Origin of the sequence: Brevibacillus sp. Leaf182 (genome assembly GCF_001423865.2) — a bacterium.
Lineage (GTDB): Bacteria > Bacillota > Bacilli > Brevibacillales > Brevibacillaceae > Brevibacillus > Brevibacillus brevis_C.
In genome coordinates this window covers 1-15,473 of record NZ_LMPN02000015.1, presented here as the reverse complement: position 1 = coordinate 15,473, position 15,473 = coordinate 1, and the positions used below count along the sequence as shown (strand labels likewise).

15 protein-coding genes are annotated in these 15,473 nt (G+C 50.1%); all 15 read left to right on the top strand.

Going from position 1 to position 15,473, the window contains the following annotated elements; translation table 11 throughout:
* The first annotated feature begins 141 nt into the window (after nucleotides 1-141).
* The 15 genes from uvrB to ASG16_RS02965 all read left to right on the top strand — a co-directional run bounded on the left by uvrB (nucleotide 142) and on the right by ASG16_RS02965 (nucleotide 15,115).
* Nucleotides 142-2,118 carry an excinuclease ABC subunit UvrB gene (uvrB, locus tag ASG16_RS03035; protein WP_056487162.1) on the top strand — a complete coding sequence of 659 codons (1,977 nt, stop codon included), beginning with the start codon at nucleotides 142-144 and terminating at the stop codon, nucleotides 2,116-2,118.
* A 15-nt stretch (nucleotides 2,119-2,133) separates the two neighbouring features.
* Nucleotides 2,134-5,001, top strand: coding sequence for an excinuclease ABC subunit UvrA (uvrA, locus tag ASG16_RS03030; RefSeq protein ID WP_056487165.1), 2,868 nt, complete (start codon nucleotides 2,134-2,136; stop codon nucleotides 4,999-5,001).
* 66 nt (nucleotides 5,002-5,067) lie between these two features.
* Entirely contained in the window at nucleotides 5,068-5,697 is a 630-nt protein-coding gene (locus ASG16_RS03025) for an HD domain-containing protein (RefSeq protein ID WP_056487168.1), read from the top strand.
* A 39-nt stretch (nucleotides 5,698-5,736) separates the two neighbouring features.
* Nucleotides 5,737-6,105: a phage holin family protein gene (locus ASG16_RS03020; protein WP_056487170.1), complete on the top strand. Its 369-nt coding sequence runs from the start codon at nucleotides 5,737-5,739 to the stop codon at nucleotides 6,103-6,105.
* Nucleotides 6,106-6,260: 155 nt separating this feature from the next.
* Nucleotides 6,261-7,196: an HPr(Ser) kinase/phosphatase gene (gene hprK, locus ASG16_RS03015; RefSeq protein ID WP_007718288.1), complete on the top strand. Its 936-nt coding sequence runs from the start codon at nucleotides 6,261-6,263 to the stop codon at nucleotides 7,194-7,196.
* Between the two features lie 15 nt (nucleotides 7,197-7,211).
* Nucleotides 7,212-7,715, top strand: a complete 504-nt coding sequence (locus tag ASG16_RS03010) for an acyltransferase (RefSeq protein WP_056487173.1) — start codon at nucleotides 7,212-7,214, stop codon at nucleotides 7,713-7,715.
* Nucleotides 7,716-7,896: 181 nt separating this feature from the next.
* The gene (locus ASG16_RS03005) at nucleotides 7,897-9,072 is read left to right on the top strand and encodes an ATP phosphoribosyltransferase regulatory subunit (protein WP_056487176.1); all 1,176 of its coding nucleotides are present in this window, start codon (nucleotides 7,897-7,899) and stop codon (nucleotides 9,070-9,072) included.
* Nucleotides 9,073-9,075: 3 nt separating this feature from the next.
* Nucleotides 9,076-9,723, top strand: coding sequence for an ATP phosphoribosyltransferase (gene hisG, locus ASG16_RS03000; RefSeq protein ID WP_056487179.1), 648 nt, complete (start codon nucleotides 9,076-9,078; stop codon nucleotides 9,721-9,723).
* Between the two features lie 20 nt (nucleotides 9,724-9,743).
* The gene (gene hisD, locus ASG16_RS02995; RefSeq protein ID WP_056487181.1) at nucleotides 9,744-11,042 is read left to right on the top strand and encodes a histidinol dehydrogenase; all 1,299 of its coding nucleotides are present in this window, start codon (nucleotides 9,744-9,746) and stop codon (nucleotides 11,040-11,042) included.
* Entirely contained in the window at nucleotides 11,039-11,638 is a 600-nt protein-coding gene (gene hisB / locus ASG16_RS02990) for an imidazoleglycerol-phosphate dehydratase HisB (RefSeq protein ID WP_056487184.1), read from the top strand. Before hisD ends, hisB begins: the two co-directional genes overlap by 4 nt.
* Before the next feature lies 1 nt (nucleotide 11,639).
* Entirely contained in the window at nucleotides 11,640-12,254 is a 615-nt protein-coding gene (hisH, locus tag ASG16_RS02985; RefSeq protein ID WP_056487187.1) for an imidazole glycerol phosphate synthase subunit HisH, read from the top strand.
* Entirely contained in the window at nucleotides 12,251-13,000 is a 750-nt protein-coding gene (hisA, locus tag ASG16_RS02980) for a 1-(5-phosphoribosyl)-5-[(5-phosphoribosylamino)methylideneamino]imidazole-4-carboxamide isomerase (RefSeq protein WP_056487190.1), read from the top strand. Before hisH ends, hisA begins: the two co-directional genes overlap by 4 nt.
* The gene (gene hisF, locus ASG16_RS02975) at nucleotides 12,990-13,748 is read left to right on the top strand and encodes an imidazole glycerol phosphate synthase subunit HisF (protein WP_056487192.1); all 759 of its coding nucleotides are present in this window, start codon (nucleotides 12,990-12,992) and stop codon (nucleotides 13,746-13,748) included. The genes hisA and hisF overlap by 11 nt, the downstream gene beginning before the upstream one ends.
* On the top strand, nucleotides 13,745-14,389 hold the full coding sequence (gene hisIE, locus ASG16_RS02970) for a bifunctional phosphoribosyl-AMP cyclohydrolase/phosphoribosyl-ATP diphosphatase HisIE (RefSeq protein ID WP_056487193.1): 645 nt from the start codon (nucleotides 13,745-13,747) through the stop codon (nucleotides 14,387-14,389). The genes hisF and hisIE overlap by 4 nt, the downstream gene beginning before the upstream one ends.
* Nucleotides 14,390-14,548: 159 nt before the next feature.
* Nucleotides 14,549-15,115: a GNAT family N-acetyltransferase gene (locus ASG16_RS02965; RefSeq protein ID WP_056487200.1), complete on the top strand. Its 567-nt coding sequence runs from the start codon at nucleotides 14,549-14,551 to the stop codon at nucleotides 15,113-15,115.
* The last annotated feature ends 358 nt before the right edge of the window (nucleotides 15,116-15,473 follow it).

Sequence of the window (15,473 nt, the reverse complement as noted above, 5' to 3'; positions counted from 1 at the left end):
TTTGTACTTCCTTCATCTTATATCGGAAAAATCGGCGGAAAGATGAAGACAAACGTTTGTTCGAATTTTGGGCTTAAACTAGCCGAAATTGTGTTATAATGGAAGTAGAAACAGTCATGCTATGAGGAGATGAACGAGGGAATGGAGCGTTTTGAATTGGTATCGGAGTTTCAACCATCCGGTGACCAGCCGACCGCCATTGCCGAGCTGGTGGCAGGGTTACAGGCTGGCAAGCGACACCAGACATTGCTGGGTGCGACGGGAACGGGAAAGACTTTTACGGCTGCCCAGGTAATTGCTCAGGTGAACAGGCCAACACTCGTGATGGCACACAACAAAACTCTGGCCGCGCAGCTTTGTGCAGAGTTTAAGGAGTTTTTCCCGAACAACGCGGTGGAATACTTCGTCAGCTACTACGATTACTATCAACCCGAAGCATACATTCCCCAATCGGATACGTTTATTGAAAAAGACTCGAGCATTAACGACGAGATCGACAAGCTCCGTCACTCCGCTACCAGTGCGTTGTTTGAACGCCGAGATGTGATCATCGTTGCCTCCGTCTCCTGCATTTACGGATTGGGTTCGCCCGAGGAGTATCGGGAGCTGCTCTTGTCTTTACGTGTTGGCATGGAAACAGGACGGGACGAGATTTTGCATCGTCTGGTCGATATCCAGTACACACGCAACGACATCAACTTCACGCGCGGTACCTTCCGTGTGCGGGGTGACGTCGTGGAGATTTTCCCTGCCTCGGAGAGTGAGCAGGCGATTCGCGTTGAGTTTTTTGGAGATGAAATTGAACGGATTACTTCGATTGACGTACTGACCGGCGAGATTTTGGGACAGCGTGATCACATTGCCATCTTCCCTAAATCTCACTATGTGACGCGTGAGGAGAAAATGAAGCTGGCTGTCCAAAGCATTGAGGCCGAGCTGGAAGAAAGACTGAAAGAATTCCGTGATGCGGGCAAGTTGCTGGAAGCACAGCGACTGGAGCAACGCACACGGTACGATATTGAGATGATGATGGAGATGGGCTTTTGCTCCGGTATTGAGAACTACTCGCGCCATCTGACAGGACTGCCTGCCGGTCATGCTCCATATACCTTGCTGGATTACTTCCCAGAGGATTTTATCGTCATGATGGATGAGTCGCATATGACCTTGCCGCAGGTTCGGGGGATGTATAATGGTGACCGCGCACGGAAGGATGTACTGGTCGATCACGGATTCCGTCTGCCTTCTGCACGCGATAACCGCCCACTCAAGTTCGAAGAGTTTGAAGGAAAGATAAAACAAGCGATCTACATTTCAGCTACACCTGGACCTTATGAGCTGGAGCACAGCCCGGAAATGGTGCAGCAGGTGATTCGTCCGACAGGCTTGATTGACCCGACGGTAACGGTACGTCCGATCAAGGGACAGATTGACGATTTGATTGGCGAAATTCAAGCTACGATTGCAAAAAATGAGCGGGTTCTCGTCACGACTCTGACGAAGAAAATGTCTGAGGATTTGACCGACTATCTGAAAGAAATCGGAATCAAGGTTCGCTATCTTCACTCCGATATTAAAACGATTGAGCGGATGCAAATTTTACGTTCGTTACGTTTGGGTGAGTTTGACGTGCTGGTCGGGATCAACCTCTTGCGGGAAGGCTTGGACTTGCCGGAAGTATCACTCGTAGCGATATTGGATGCAGACAAGGAAGGCTTCCTGCGTAATGAGCGCTCGCTGATTCAGACGATTGGTCGGGCAGCGCGGAACGCAGAAGGACGCGTTATCATGTACGCGGATAAAATGACAGATTCGATGACCTCTGCGATCCGGGAGACGGAGCGTCGTCGTTCCATTCAGATGGCTTACAATGAAGAGCACGGCATCACGCCGCAAACCGTGAAAAAGTCCGTCCGCGAAGTGATCGAGGCGACCAAGGTAGCGGAGGAAAAAGCGGATTACTTGCCACATGCAGACTTCAAGAAAATGCCGAAGAAGGATCGCGTGGCTGTTATAGAACGTATGGAAGAAGAAATGAAGGAAGCGGCCCGCAACCTCATGTTCGAGCGTGCGGCCGAATTGCGTGATTTGATTCTTGAGCTGAAGGCGGAACTCTAAGGAGAGGTTTTTTTCATGCCATTAGAACATATTGTCGTAAAGGGTGCACGTGCCCACAACCTGAAAAATGTTGATGTAGTCATTCCGAGGGACAAATTCGTCGTTCTGACGGGTTTGTCTGGCTCGGGTAAATCCTCGCTTGCTTTTGACACGATTTACGCAGAGGGACAACGACGCTATGTCGAGTCTCTGTCTGCATACGCCCGTCAATTTCTCGGGCAAATGGACAAGCCGGACGTGGATTCGATTGAGGGACTATCCCCTGCGATCTCGATTGACCAGAAAACGACGAGCCGCAACCCTCGCTCCACGGTAGGTACGGTTACGGAAATCTACGACTATTTGCGCCTTTTGTATGCGCGTGTCGGTAGAGCGGTTTGCCCGGAGCATGGCATCGAGATCCAATCCCAGACCATTGAACAAATGGTCGATCGCCTATTGGAGTATCCTGAGCGCACGAAAATGCAGATTCTAGCTCCCATGGTGCAAGGACGCAAGGGAGAGCACGTCAAGCTGCTCGAGGACATCCGCAAGCAAGGCTTCGTCCGCGTGCGGGTCAATGGCGAAATTACCGATCTGTCCGAAGACATCAAGCTGGAAAAGAACAAGAAGCATAACATCGAAGTTGTTGTGGACCGGGTCGTCGTGAAGCCGGATGTACAGGCGCGTCTCGCAGACTCCTTGGAAACGGCACTTCGTTTAGCAGATGGCAAGGTCATCGTCGATGTGATGGAGCAAGAGGAGCTGCTGTTCAGTGAAAAGCATGCTTGTCCGGTATGCGGATTCTCCATTGGAGACCTGGAGCCGCGGATTTTCTCCTTTAATAGCCCATTTGGTGCTTGCTCAGAGTGTGATGGACTGGGTGTCAAGCTAGAGGTAGACCCGGATATGGTCGTTCCCGACGCGACGAAGACGCTCGATGACGGGGCGATTGGCGCATGGGAGCCGAAGACTTCGACGTACTATCAACAATTGTTGGAATCAGCTTGCCGCCACTTTAACATTCGGATGGATGTGCCATATGAGGAGCTTACGGCAGCGCATCGACAAATCCTGATGTACGGCAGTGAGGGCGAAAAAATTCACTTCCGCTATGAGAATGAGTTTGGGCAAGTGCGCGAGGCGGTCGTACCGTTCGAGGGTGTCGTCATCAACCTGCAACGACGTCATCTGGAGACGAGCTCGGATTACATCCGCGAGCAGATCGAAGGATTTATGAGCCAAAAAGCTTGTCCTGTCTGCAAAGGTCAACGTTTGCGTCAGGAGAGCTTGGCGGTAAAGGTCGGGGAGCGCAGCATTTCTGAGCTGACTACGCTGTCGATTCTCGATGCGCATCAGTTTGTCGATGGGCTGGAACTAACAGAGCGGGAAACGAAGATTGCGAACCTGATCGTAAAAGAAATCAAGGCGCGACTGAACTTCTTGATTGATGTCGGACTGGATTACTTGACGCTGAGCCGTGCGGCGGGGACACTGTCCGGGGGAGAAGCGCAGCGGATTCGACTGGCTACGCAGATCGGTTCTAGTCTGATGGGCGTTCTTTACATTTTGGATGAGCCGAGTATCGGACTGCATCAGCGGGATAACGCGCGTCTGATCAAGACGTTGGAACATATGACCAAGCTGGGGAATACATTGATCGTCGTCGAGCATGACGAGGATACGATGATGGCCTGCGATTATATTATCGATATTGGACCGGGAGCTGGCATACATGGCGGTCAAATCGTAGCGGCAGGAACTCCGGAAGAAGTCATGAAGGACCCTAACTCCTTGACGGGAGCTTATTTGAGCGGGCGCAAATTCATCCCTGTTCCGATGGAGCGTCGCAAGCCTTCGGACAAATGGATCAAGATTGAGGGCGCGAAGGAAAACAACCTGAAAAACGTTACTGCGAAGCTTCCTTTAGGCGTTTTTGTTGCCGTAACAGGTGTATCTGGCTCAGGAAAAAGTACACTGATCAATGAAATTTTGCAAAAGACACTGGCTCGCGATTTGAATAAAGCAAAGGTGAAGCCAGGGGAGCATCGCCGCATCCTGGGACTGGAGCATTTGGACAAGGTAATCGACATCGACCAATCTCCAATTGGACGTACACCACGTTCCAATCCGGCGACATATACAGGTGTCTTTGACGATATTCGCGACCTGTTTGCTTCCACCAACGAAGCCAAAGTGCGCGGTTATAAAAAAGGTCGCTTCAGCTTTAACGTCAAGGGCGGCCGTTGTGAAGCGTGCAGCGGTGACGGGATTATTAAAATCGAGATGCACTTCTTGCCGGATGTGTATGTGCCTTGCGAAGTTTGCCACGGCAAGCGCTACAACCGCGAGACGCTCGATGTGAAATACAAAGGCAAGAGCATTGCTGATGTCTTGGAAATGACGATCGAGGATGGGGTAGAGTTTTTCCGCAATTTGCCGAAGATTGAGCGCAAGCTGCAGACCATCGTAGACGTAGGACTGGGATATATGAAGCTTGGACAGCCTGCTACCACGCTATCTGGCGGGGAAGCACAACGCGTCAAGCTTGCCTCCGAGCTGTATCGACGCAGCACAGGACGTACCTTGTACATTTTGGATGAGCCGACAACCGGTCTGCATACGGATGATATCGATCGTTTGCTGAAGGTGCTGCAACGATTGGTAGAAAACGGCGATACAGTGCTGGTCATCGAGCACAATCTCGATGTGATCAAAACGGTTGATTACATCGTAGATTTGGGGCCTGAGGGTGGTACCCGTGGCGGAGAAATTGTCGGAACGGGTACACCGGAAGAAGTGGCGAAAATGGAAGGCTCTTATACGGGTATCTATTTGAAGCCGATTTTGGAACGTGATAGAGAACGGACGAATGCCAAGCTAGAGCAATTCGTTTCGAAGTAATCGAGAGACAGCCTCCCTGATTCAGGGGGGCGTCTTTGCTAGGTGGACGCAAAGGGGGAGGAAAAGATGGATTACGTGAAGGCTTCTCTTGCCGCACTACCTGCTGATCTGGTGGGAGAAGCACAGAAGTGCTTTGATGGACAAGATCCTGCTCACGATTGGCAGCATAATTTGCGTGTCATGGCGATGTGTGAGCGAATTGGCCGCGAGGAAGGGGCAGATATGGAAGTGCTGCGCCTCGCTGCATTGCTGCATGACATCGGGAGAGCAGAAGAACGGCAAACAGGCGAGTGCCATGCCGAAATCAGTGCAAGACTAGCAGGGGAATGGCTCGCCGAACGCAGTATGACGGAAGCATTCATCTCACGTGTTCAGTCTGCGATACTCGCCCATCGTTTTCGCAAAGAACGACCCCCACATACCCTGGAAGAAAAGATCCTGTTTGATGCCGACAAGTTGGATTCGATTGGGGCTATTGGAGTGGCCCGGGTTTTTGCTTATACTGGGGTTATTGGGCAACCCATACAATCGGATGACCCCAATCAGCATACACCTTATAAGGAATACACGTGGAAGCTGCAGCGCATCAAAGACAAGCTTTTCACCAAGACTGCCCAGAAAATCGCCGATGACAGACATCGATTCATGACAACGTTTTTTGAGCAATGGGAATGGGAAGTAACGGGGGTTCGATAGTCGTTGCGCGAAGGCTAGACTGTATAGGGGGAATGCACCATGAGCCGCTGGATAATCAAAATGCTTTTAAATGGGGCTGCGCTGCTTTTGATCAGCAATTGGTTCCATTCCATTTATGTCGCGAATTTCACTGTAGCACTATGGGCTACGTTGATTTTGGGGATGGTGAACACACTGATTCGGCCGATTCTGCTGTTTTTTACTTTTCCCTTGCAAGTATTGACGATCGGCTTGTTCTGGTTTGTCATTAATGCCGTGACGTTTGCGTTGACTGCCTACTTTATTGACGGCTTTGAAGTGGGGCCATGGCCTGACAACATTGGCACTGTCATCGTGGCAGCAGCACTGATGAGTATTTTTGGCTACCTCATTGAAGTTGTGGTAGGGATGAAAAAAGAAAAGAGGTAGTATGTTCGAAAAAGCCCCGTATTCTCTCAAACGAGTCGCGGGGTTTTTGCCTAATCAGGATGGTCGGTCTTATTAGGTTGTCGTAGGTACAAAGGTTTCGATACAATAGAGACACAACCATAGGGACGGAAAATCCCATGTGAGGGGGAAGCTTCATGCGTAAGACGAATGTGAGCCATTTAGTGGACCATTTCAATATGACGATCTTGAGCGGGGAAGAGGGCTTGGGGCGTGAGATTACCGTAACGGATTTGAGTCGTCCCGGCCTGCAGTTAGCCGGTTACTATTCGTACTATGCGGAAGAGCGGATTCAATTGTTCGGCTTGACGGAAATCAACTTTTTTCAAACGCTGACTCCAGAGGAACGGCTTGAACGGATGAATTTTCTCATGCAAAGTCAGGTTCCTTGCTTCTGTGTGACCCGTAATCAGATGGTGCCTGAAGAGATGATTGATGTATCCAATCGGTTGGGGGTACCTGTACTTCAGTCCCCGCTGGCAACGACTACGCTAGTCGGGAAAGTGACCAACTTCCTGGAGAATCGACTTGCACCAACGACGACGATTCATGGGGTACTCACAGACATTTACGGCGTCGGCGTTTTGATTATGGGATCGAGCGGGATCGGGAAGAGTGAAGCCGCACTTGAGCTTGTAAAGCGCGGACACCGACTCGTTGCAGATGACGCAGTGGAGATTAAGCAGACACAGGGCGGGCAGCTAAGCGGTAGCGCTCCTGAGCTGATTCAACATCTCTTGGAAATCCGCGGAGTGGGGATTATCAACATTATGACGATGTTTGGTGCAGGTGCCGTGCGCAATGTAAAGAACATCGAGATGGTTGTTCAGCTAGAGCTGTGGGAGCCACATAAAATGTACGAGCGGTTGGGACTCGATGAGGAAACATTGAAGATCATGGATACCGAGATTCCGATTATTACCGTTCCTGTTCGACCGGGACGAAATTTGGCAGTCATCATTGAGGTTGCAGCGATGAACTTCCGTCTGAAACGGATGGGTTACAACGCAGCGATGCACTTCACACGGAAACAGTCGAATGCCATTTTAGAAGATGCCGATTCTGACTTGTAGGAGAAAGAGACGCATATGAGGAAGACAACACGTTATCCCGTAAATGGGGTAAACCCGCTTTGGCACATGTATCGAACGGTAAGCTTCTGGAAAGTCATGAAAAATTTTATCGTCATCCAGCTCTCCAGATATACGCCGATCGTTTCGTGGAAGAACTGGATGTACCGCACATTTTTGCGTATGGAAGTAGGACAGCATAGTGCGGTTGCGTTGATGGTGATGATGGATATCATGTTTCCTGAGAAAATCAAGATCGGCCGTAATTGCGTGATCGGATACAACACGACGATACTCGCCCATGAATATTTGATAGATGAATACCGTTTGGGAGAAGTGATTATTGAGGATGCAGTCCTGGTGGGGGCCAACACTACCATTTTGCCAGGAGTAACAATTGGCAAAGGGGCCATTGTCGCAGCGGGAACGGTTGTTCATAAAGATGTCCCGCCGGGTGCCTTTGTAGGTGGGAACCCCATGCAGCTCATTCGAACGAAAGCTTCAGAAGAAGAAGGTGTGTAGCGTCTCTTCCCTTTTAATCAGCCGTCAGGTGTTTATCCTGGCGGTTTTTTGTTTTGTGTGAAATTTTCCGACTATTCTCATCTTGGTTGACCTAAGATTCTCGACGTGGTAATCTTCTTCATAATACTTTAGTTTGTTACCATATTAGCAGAGTAAAGCGAATGTGATGGAGGGAACAAGGATGGCAAAACCCTTGGGATTCGAAAAGCCGCTCGGGATGCGGGACATACTGCCGGAATCACTGGCGAAACAACGCCGCTTGGAGCGGGAGCTGCGTAAGTGTATCGAGCGATGGGGTTATGACGAAATATCCACACCCTCTCTGGAATACTTCGATACGGTAGGAGCAGCAAGTGCGACACTCACAGACCGGATGTTTCGCCTCCTGGATAAACAAGGCCACACCGTAGTCCTGCGTCCGGATATGACAACGCCAATTGCAAGGGTTGTTTCCTCCCTTTATAAAGATGTTCCATTGCCGATTCGGTTGTATTACCAGGCAAATGTGTTTCGGGCACAAGAAAAGGAAGCGGGACGGAATGCGGAGTTTTCTCAAACCGGGATCGAGCTGATCGGAGATGCGTCTGTCGATGCGGATGCGGAAGCCATCGCGCTTGCTGTGTTTTGCTTGCGGGCAGCGGGTGTGGAGACGTTTCGTATAGCGATTGGGCATGTCGACTTCGTAGACGGTCTTTTGGAGGAAGAGATTGAGGATGCGCCTATTCGCAATCAATTCCGCCAGTTTTTGTACGAACGGGACTTCGTTGGCTTCCGGCAACTACTAGCGACAGTAGACATCCCTCTGGAGGCGAAAAGCCGATTGGAAGCCTTGCTACGGCTGCAAGGGGGAAAAGGGAAGATTGAGGTCGCTCGCGAACTGGCAGGCAACGGAAAAGCAGGGAGGGCAGTCGAGACGATTGCTTCCTTGTGGCAGTCGTTAGAAGCCTACGGGGTGACGGAAGATTTATTAATCGATTTCAATCTGATCATCAATTTGAACTACTATACAGGCGTCGTATTCGAAGGGTACGCGGCAGATTTGGGCTCCCCGCTATTGGGCGGAGGACGCTACGATCAGTTGCTCTCCCAATTTGGGCGTGCTGCATCCGCTACAGGCTTTGCGATCAAGATGGATCGGCTGCTTCAGGTCACTCCTTTCGTAAAAGGGCAAACACCTACGCGAGTTTTGCTTGTTTACACGGAGGATTGCCGCAGTGCCGCTTTGGCAGAAGCACAGCAATTACGTGAGGACGGGCTCATAGTAGTGACACGTCTCGTTTCCAAAATAGATGAGAAACAGGTTGGACAAGAAGCGGGATATACCAAGGTCATTTGCATGACACAACAGGAGGAGTAGGAGATGGCATTCACGAAAAACGACCAAAAGCTGACGATCGCCATGCCAAAAGGACGGATTTTTGAAGAGGCTGTCCATTTCCTCCAGCAGGCTGGCTTGCAGGTCACTGCGGATCTGCAAGATTCTCGTAAACTGATCATCCCTGTGGAAAATGCCAAGCTTGAATTTATCATGGCGAAGCCTACCGATGTTCCTACTTATGTCGAGTATGGGGTGGCTGACGTTGGCGTGGTCGGCAAGGATGTTTTATTGGAAGAAGAACGAGATGTTTACGAGCTGTTGGATTTGCATATCGGCTATTGTCGCATGATGGTAGCGGGTCTGCCAGACTGGAAACCGACGGAAGCCCTGCGTGTTGCAACTAAATATCCGAAGATTGCGTCACGTTATTTCCGTGAGCAGGGACAGCAGGTTGAGGTAATCAAACTGAATGGTTCAGTAGAGCTTGCTCCGATGATTGGGCTGGCTGATCGGATTGTGGATATTGTTTCGACAGGTAGGACATTGCGGGAAAATGGCTTGGTCGAACTGGAGAGCATTTGTGAAATTACGACGAGGCTGATTGCCAATCGAGCCAGCTATCGGATGAAAAGTGAAGCGGTGGACGAGATCGCCAGAAAATTTTTAGAGGTCATACCTCGCGGGAATTAGAGAAAAAAGGGGAGACAGTCATGCGTATCATGTCAGCCAGCCAGTATGACGGGAAACGATCGGTAGACGCAGGGACGAGAGAGCAACAAGACGTAGTGAAGGCGATCCTCACCTCGGTTCGCCAGCAAGGGGACGAAGCGCTGCGCTATTACACGGAACGATTTGATCGTGTGCTTCTGCAAAACTTCCGTGTGAGCGAAGGCGAATTTGCAGAAGCAAGTGAGCTCGTTTCTCCACAAGTCAAAGCGGCATTGAAGGAAGCAGCCGATAATATTCGGGCGTTTCACGAGCGACAAGTGCGACAGTCCTGGTTTACCACCAAAGAGAGTGGCACATTACTGGGCCAACTGATACGTCCATTGCAGCGCGTAGGATTGTATGTACCAGGCGGAACGGCAGCTTATCCTTCCAGTGTATTAATGAATGCCATCCCTGCCAAAATCGCAGGTGTTCCACAAGTCGTCATGACGACACCACCAGGAGCGGATGGGAAAATCAACCCTGCGATACTCGTTGCGGCCCAAATTGCAGATGTGACCGAGATATACAAGGTAGGTGGGGCCCAGGCGATCGCTGCACTGACCTATGGAACGGAGCAAATCAAAGCAGTCGATAAGATCGTTGGGCCCGGTAATATTTTCGTGGCACTGGCAAAACGAGAAGTTTTCGGATTGGTCAGTATCGACATGGTGGCAGGTCCTAGTGAAATTGCGGTGATCGCAGATGAGACGGCCAACCCGCGATACGTTGCGGCAGACCTGTTGTCTCAAGCCGAGCATGATCCGATGTCAGCCGCTATATTGGTTACGACATCGCAAGTGTTGGCGGAGCAAGTGTCACAGGAAGTTGAGCGGCAGCTTGCCGATCTTCCACGCAAATCGATTGCGGAAGCGGCGATACGCGACTACGGCGCTATTTTACTCGTCGATGATTTGAACGAAGGATTTGCCGTTATCAACCGGATTGCACCCGAGCATTTGGAAATCATGCTGGCGGAGCCGTTTGAGCATCTCGGCAAAGTGGAAAATGCAGGTGCGATTTTCCTTGGCCCATACAGCTCAGAGCCAGTCGGGGATTATTTTGCCGGTACCAATCATGTGATTCCTACGAATGGAACGGCGCGTTTTTCCTCGCCATTATCCGTCGATGATTTTATCAAGAAGTCGAGTGTTGTTTCCTACAGCAAACAAGATTTGCGGGAAAATGGACATAAAATTGTGGCACTGGCTGAGCAGGAAGGATTGTCTGGGCACGGTCGAGCGATCCTTGCGCGATTGCGAGATTTTGAGACCGAAGAGCAGGAGAGTGAAAAGAGATGAGTGAAGGGAAACAACGTGCAGCACAGATCGAACGCAATACGAATGAGACGCAGATCGCGCTTTCCTTTGGTGTAGACGGCGCAGGTGAGAGCAAGCAAAATTCGGGCGTTCCATTTCTAGATCATATGCTAGACCTGTTTACGCGACACGGACATTTTGACCTGACTGTCAAGGCAAAGGGAGATATCGAAATCGATTATCATCACACGGTGGAGGATATCGGGATTTGTCTTGGGCATGCTCTGCGGGAAGCCTTGGGAGACAAGAAAGGCATCAAGCGTTATGGAAATGCGTTTATCCCGATGGATGACGCGCTCGCGCAGGTCGTCATTGATATCAGCAACCGTCCTCATCTGGAATATCGCGCTACGTACCCTACGAATATGGTTGGTCAGTTTCCGACGGAGCTGGTACATGAATTTTTATGGAAACTTGCGCTGGAGGCGCGGATTAATCTGCATGTGATCCTGCATTACGGTCACAATACACACCACATGATCGAGGCGATTTTCAAAGCGCTGGGCCGTGCACTGGATGAAGCGACGACGATCGATCCGCGTGTAAAAGGGGTCCCGTCCACAAAAGGGGTTTTGTAGCATGATCGGCATCATCGATTACGGCATGGGGAATCTGTACAGCTTGAGCAAGGCGTTGGAAAGGCTGGGCTATTCGTACGAGTTCGTCTCTCAAGCAGAGCGTCTGCAAGAATATAGCGGGTTGATTTTGCCTGGAGTCGGGGCGTTCGGGGATGCTATCGCCAACATACGTGAGCTTGGATTAGAGCAAGCGATCAAGAGATACGCAGCATCAGGTCGTCCGATCTTGGGCATTTGTCTCGGCATGCAGCTTTTATTTGAGAAAAGTGCGGAGCATGGCGAGCATACGGGCTTGGGGCTACTCGGTGGTGAGGTTGTTCGTTTTCGCGGGGATTACAAGGTACCGCACATGGGCTGGAACCAACTGATGATCAAGCAAAAGCAACCGTTACTAAACGGTGTGCAGGATGGCGATTACGTTTATTTTGTCCACTCGTATCATGTCTTGTGCGAGCCTGATGTCTTGCTTGCGACGAGTGACTATCACCAGGAGGTCACAGCCATTGTGAATCGTGACAACGTATACGGTATGCAGTTTCATCCGGAAAAGAGCGGAGAGACAGGAATGCTGCTGCTGCGCAACTTTGCCGTTCAATGCGAGGGGGTTTTGACATGAGCTTTATTGTTTATCCGGCGATCGATATTCGCGGGGGGAAGTGTGTTCGGCTTTTTCAAGGAGATTACGGGCAAGAGACAGTGTACGCTGATTCACCGCTGGCGATGGCGAAGCGCTGGGTAGAGCAAGGGGCGTCCTGGGTTCATCTCGTAGATTTGGACGGGGCAAAGGAAGGCAAGCCTGCAAATGCAGCGCTCATCAAAGAGATAGCGCGCTCGATCCCTGTACCTGTTCAGGTTGGAGGCGGCATTCGAACAGAAGAGCAGATCGCGGACTATTTGGAAGCGGGTGTTGCGCGAGTGATCGTCGGGACAGCTGCTATCGAAGACGAGCCTTTTACGAAGCGAATTCTTCAAAACTATGGAGACAAGATTGCGATTGGTCTGGACTGCCGGAATGGGCTGGTGGCTACCAGAGGTTGGTTAACCACGACAGATGTGCAAGCAACAGAGCTTGCCAAGCGGTTGGTTACGTATGGTGCCGAGACGTTTATTTACACCGATATCGCCCGTGATGGCACGATGACAGGACCTAATGTAGAAGAAATTGCAGCGTTGGCGATGGCAACAGGTAAATCGGTGATTGCCTCGGGAGGCGTCAGCCAACTGGACGATTTGTTGACGCTGGCTGCCCATGCTTCGGGCGGAGTCTCTGGCGCCATTGTCGGAAAAGCACTCTACACGGACGCTTTTACATTGGAAGAAGCGCTCCAGCGTATGGAGAGGCGTGAAGCGAATGCTGGCTAAACGAATCATCCCGTGTCTCGATGTAAAAGATGGACGAGTGGTAAAAGGTGTGCAGTTCGTCGGACTTCGCGATGCAGGAGACCCGGTTGAACTGGCAAAAAAGTATAGCGAGGAGAGAGCAGACGAGCTGATTTTTCTCGATATTTCTGCGTCCCACGAAGGGCGCAAGACGATGGTGGATGTCATCGAAAAAACGGCTGCAAACATTACGATTCCTTTTACGGTCGGTGGTGGCATTAACAGCGTCGACGATATGAAAAGGATATTGCGTGCGGGCGCGGACAAAATCTCGTTGAATACAGCGGCTGTTTTGCGTCCAGAATTAATCCGCGAGGGAGCGACGGTCTTCGGTTCACAATGTATTGTCGTGGCGATTGACGCGAGAAGTGTCGGGGAAGATCGCTGGGAAGTATATACCCACGGTGGACGGAATGCGACGGGGAGGGACATCATCCGTTGGGCGCAGGAGGCAGAAGCGTTGGGAGCGGGCGAAATCCTTTTGACCAGCATGGACGACGATGGAGAAAAGAGAGGCTTTGGACTCGAATTGACCAAGCGGGTATCAGAAGCGGTCGGGATTCCGGTCATTGCTTCTGGTGGAGCGGGCTCGAGGGCGCATTTTTACGATGTGCTGACGCAAGGAAAGGCAGATGCCGCGTTGGCTGCTTCCATTTTTCACTATGATGAGACGTCGATTCAATCGGTGAAAGAGTATTTGCAAACCAAAGGAGTTGTCGTACGACCATGACAGGAGCAGAAGCGTTTGCATTGGAAAAATTGCGTTTTGATGAAAAGGGTTTGATTCCTGTCATCGTGCAGGATGCCGGAAGCAAGACAGTCTTGACGCTTGCCTATATGAATGAAGAATCGCTACAAAAGTCATTGGCGACCAAAGAAACATGGTTTTGGAGTCGTTCCCGACAACAATTGTGGCACAAGGGTGAGACCTCGGGACATACACAGCGGATCGTCTCTATGCGGTATGATTGCGACGGAGATGCACTGGTTGTGATGGTCGAGCCGAATGGGCCCGCTTGTCATACGGGAGTGTACAGCTGTTTCTCGCAGGAAGTTCTCTCCAATACAGATGATGAGTCAGTACAAGCAGATCGGTTTGCGATCCTGCGTGAGCTTGAAGAACTGATTGCTGCGCGGGAGGCAGAGCGTCCGGAAGGCTCCTATACCACCTACTTGTTCGAAAAAGGCGTAGACAAAATCCTGAAAAAGGTCGGAGAAGAGGCAGCCGAGGTCATTATTGCAGCGAAAAATCGAAATCGTGAGGAGCTGCGGTATGAGGCCTCAGATCTGATCTTTCACTTGATGGTTTTGTTACGGGAGCAAAAGCTGCCGCTGGATGAAGTGCTGACGGAGCTCCAGAGGCGTCGTTAACCCATATAATAATAGCCACCTCTGTTTCCAGAGCGTGGTTATTTTGCTAGAATAATCGGTATCTTACTTCGAAAGGTGTGGTGACCATGAACAAATGCAAGTTCACTTCAAATCAAAGAGACTCTATTTTCAAACACCAATCGAAGGGTAGGATACTTAATGATCAAAGGGAATTTAGTGCAATTACGACCAGTTATTGCTGAGGATATGGAGAGACTGTTCCAGTGGCGCAACGATGAAGAGGCGGCCAAATGGGCAGCGGGCTCAAGCCTGGTAACTTATAGTTATGTTTCGCTCGAATCACTACGAGCCATGTATGAGGAAAACGTTCGTGCTTCACGGCCGGATGATAAATTTAAGAGTTTTGTATTCTCTGTCTGTACGTTGGACGGAGAGCACATCGGCAATTGTGATTACCGAGATGTGAATCCCATTACGCGGACAGCCACGATTGGTATTGCGATCATGGCGAAAGAGTATTGGAGCAAAGGCTACGGTACAGATACGTTGCTCCTCCTGCTCGACTTCCTCTTTTCCAAGCTGAACTTGAATCGGGTGCAGTTGGATACGTGGAGCGGAAATATGCGTGCTATTCGCGCCTATGAAAAAACAGGCTTTGTGATAGAAGGGCGACTGCGCCAAAATGAATATGTAGATGGGCAGTATTACGACACCATCATGATGGGGCTGCTGCGAGAAGAGTTTTACCAGCGAGTAAAGGAATAGTTCCCTTGTTTCTTTTTCGCTAGCGTTATCTTATACATGTTCCTGGAATGTTGGCGAAGGACTGGCTCCTACTATTTGATAAAGAGTGAGATAGTATTCTCGCTCTTTTTCCTTTCGTATCGCGATATTTTAGCTGTTTCTCGTCTGCCGATAAAAAAACTTTTAAAATTACTCTTGATTTAGAATTTTATATGTGATAGATTATTCCTTGTCGCCAAGAACGACGACAAAATGCGAGAAAAGAAAACGAGATTCGATAAAAAATTTCTTGACTCGTAAATAACGAACGTGATAAGATATAAAACGTTCGACAAAAAAATGCTCTTTGAAAACTGAACAGCGAAAGCGTTAATGAGTC

Excerpts from the sequence above, each read along its gene's own strand:
- uvrB (WP_056487162.1), top strand. The coding sequence starts at position 142 with ATGGAGCGTTTTGAATTGGTATCGGAGTTTCAACCATCCGGTGACCAG.
- uvrA (WP_056487165.1), top strand. The coding sequence starts at position 2,134 with ATGCCATTAGAACATATTGTCGTAAAGGGTGCACGTGCCCACAACCTG.
- ASG16_RS03025 (WP_056487168.1), top strand. The coding sequence starts at position 5,068 with ATGGATTACGTGAAGGCTTCTCTTGCCGCACTACCTGCTGATCTGGTG.
- ASG16_RS03020 (WP_056487170.1), top strand. The coding sequence starts at position 5,737 with ATGAGCCGCTGGATAATCAAAATGCTTTTAAATGGGGCTGCGCTGCTT.
- hprK (WP_007718288.1), top strand. The coding sequence starts at position 6,261 with ATGCGTAAGACGAATGTGAGCCATTTAGTGGACCATTTCAATATGACG.
- ASG16_RS03010 (WP_056487173.1), top strand. The coding sequence starts at position 7,212 with ATGAGGAAGACAACACGTTATCCCGTAAATGGGGTAAACCCGCTTTGG.
- ASG16_RS03005 (WP_056487176.1), top strand. The coding sequence starts at position 7,897 with ATGGCAAAACCCTTGGGATTCGAAAAGCCGCTCGGGATGCGGGACATA.
- hisG (WP_056487179.1), top strand. The coding sequence starts at position 9,076 with ATGGCATTCACGAAAAACGACCAAAAGCTGACGATCGCCATGCCAAAA.
- hisD (WP_056487181.1), top strand. The coding sequence starts at position 9,744 with ATGCGTATCATGTCAGCCAGCCAGTATGACGGGAAACGATCGGTAGAC.
- hisB (WP_056487184.1), top strand. The coding sequence starts at position 11,039 with ATGAGTGAAGGGAAACAACGTGCAGCACAGATCGAACGCAATACGAAT.
- hisH (WP_056487187.1), top strand. The coding sequence starts at position 11,640 with ATGATCGGCATCATCGATTACGGCATGGGGAATCTGTACAGCTTGAGC.
- hisA (WP_056487190.1), top strand. The coding sequence starts at position 12,251 with ATGAGCTTTATTGTTTATCCGGCGATCGATATTCGCGGGGGGAAGTGT.
- hisF (WP_056487192.1), top strand. The coding sequence starts at position 12,990 with ATGCTGGCTAAACGAATCATCCCGTGTCTCGATGTAAAAGATGGACGA.
- hisIE (WP_056487193.1), top strand. The coding sequence starts at position 13,745 with ATGACAGGAGCAGAAGCGTTTGCATTGGAAAAATTGCGTTTTGATGAA.
- ASG16_RS02965 (WP_056487200.1), top strand. The coding sequence starts at position 14,549 with ATGATCAAAGGGAATTTAGTGCAATTACGACCAGTTATTGCTGAGGAT.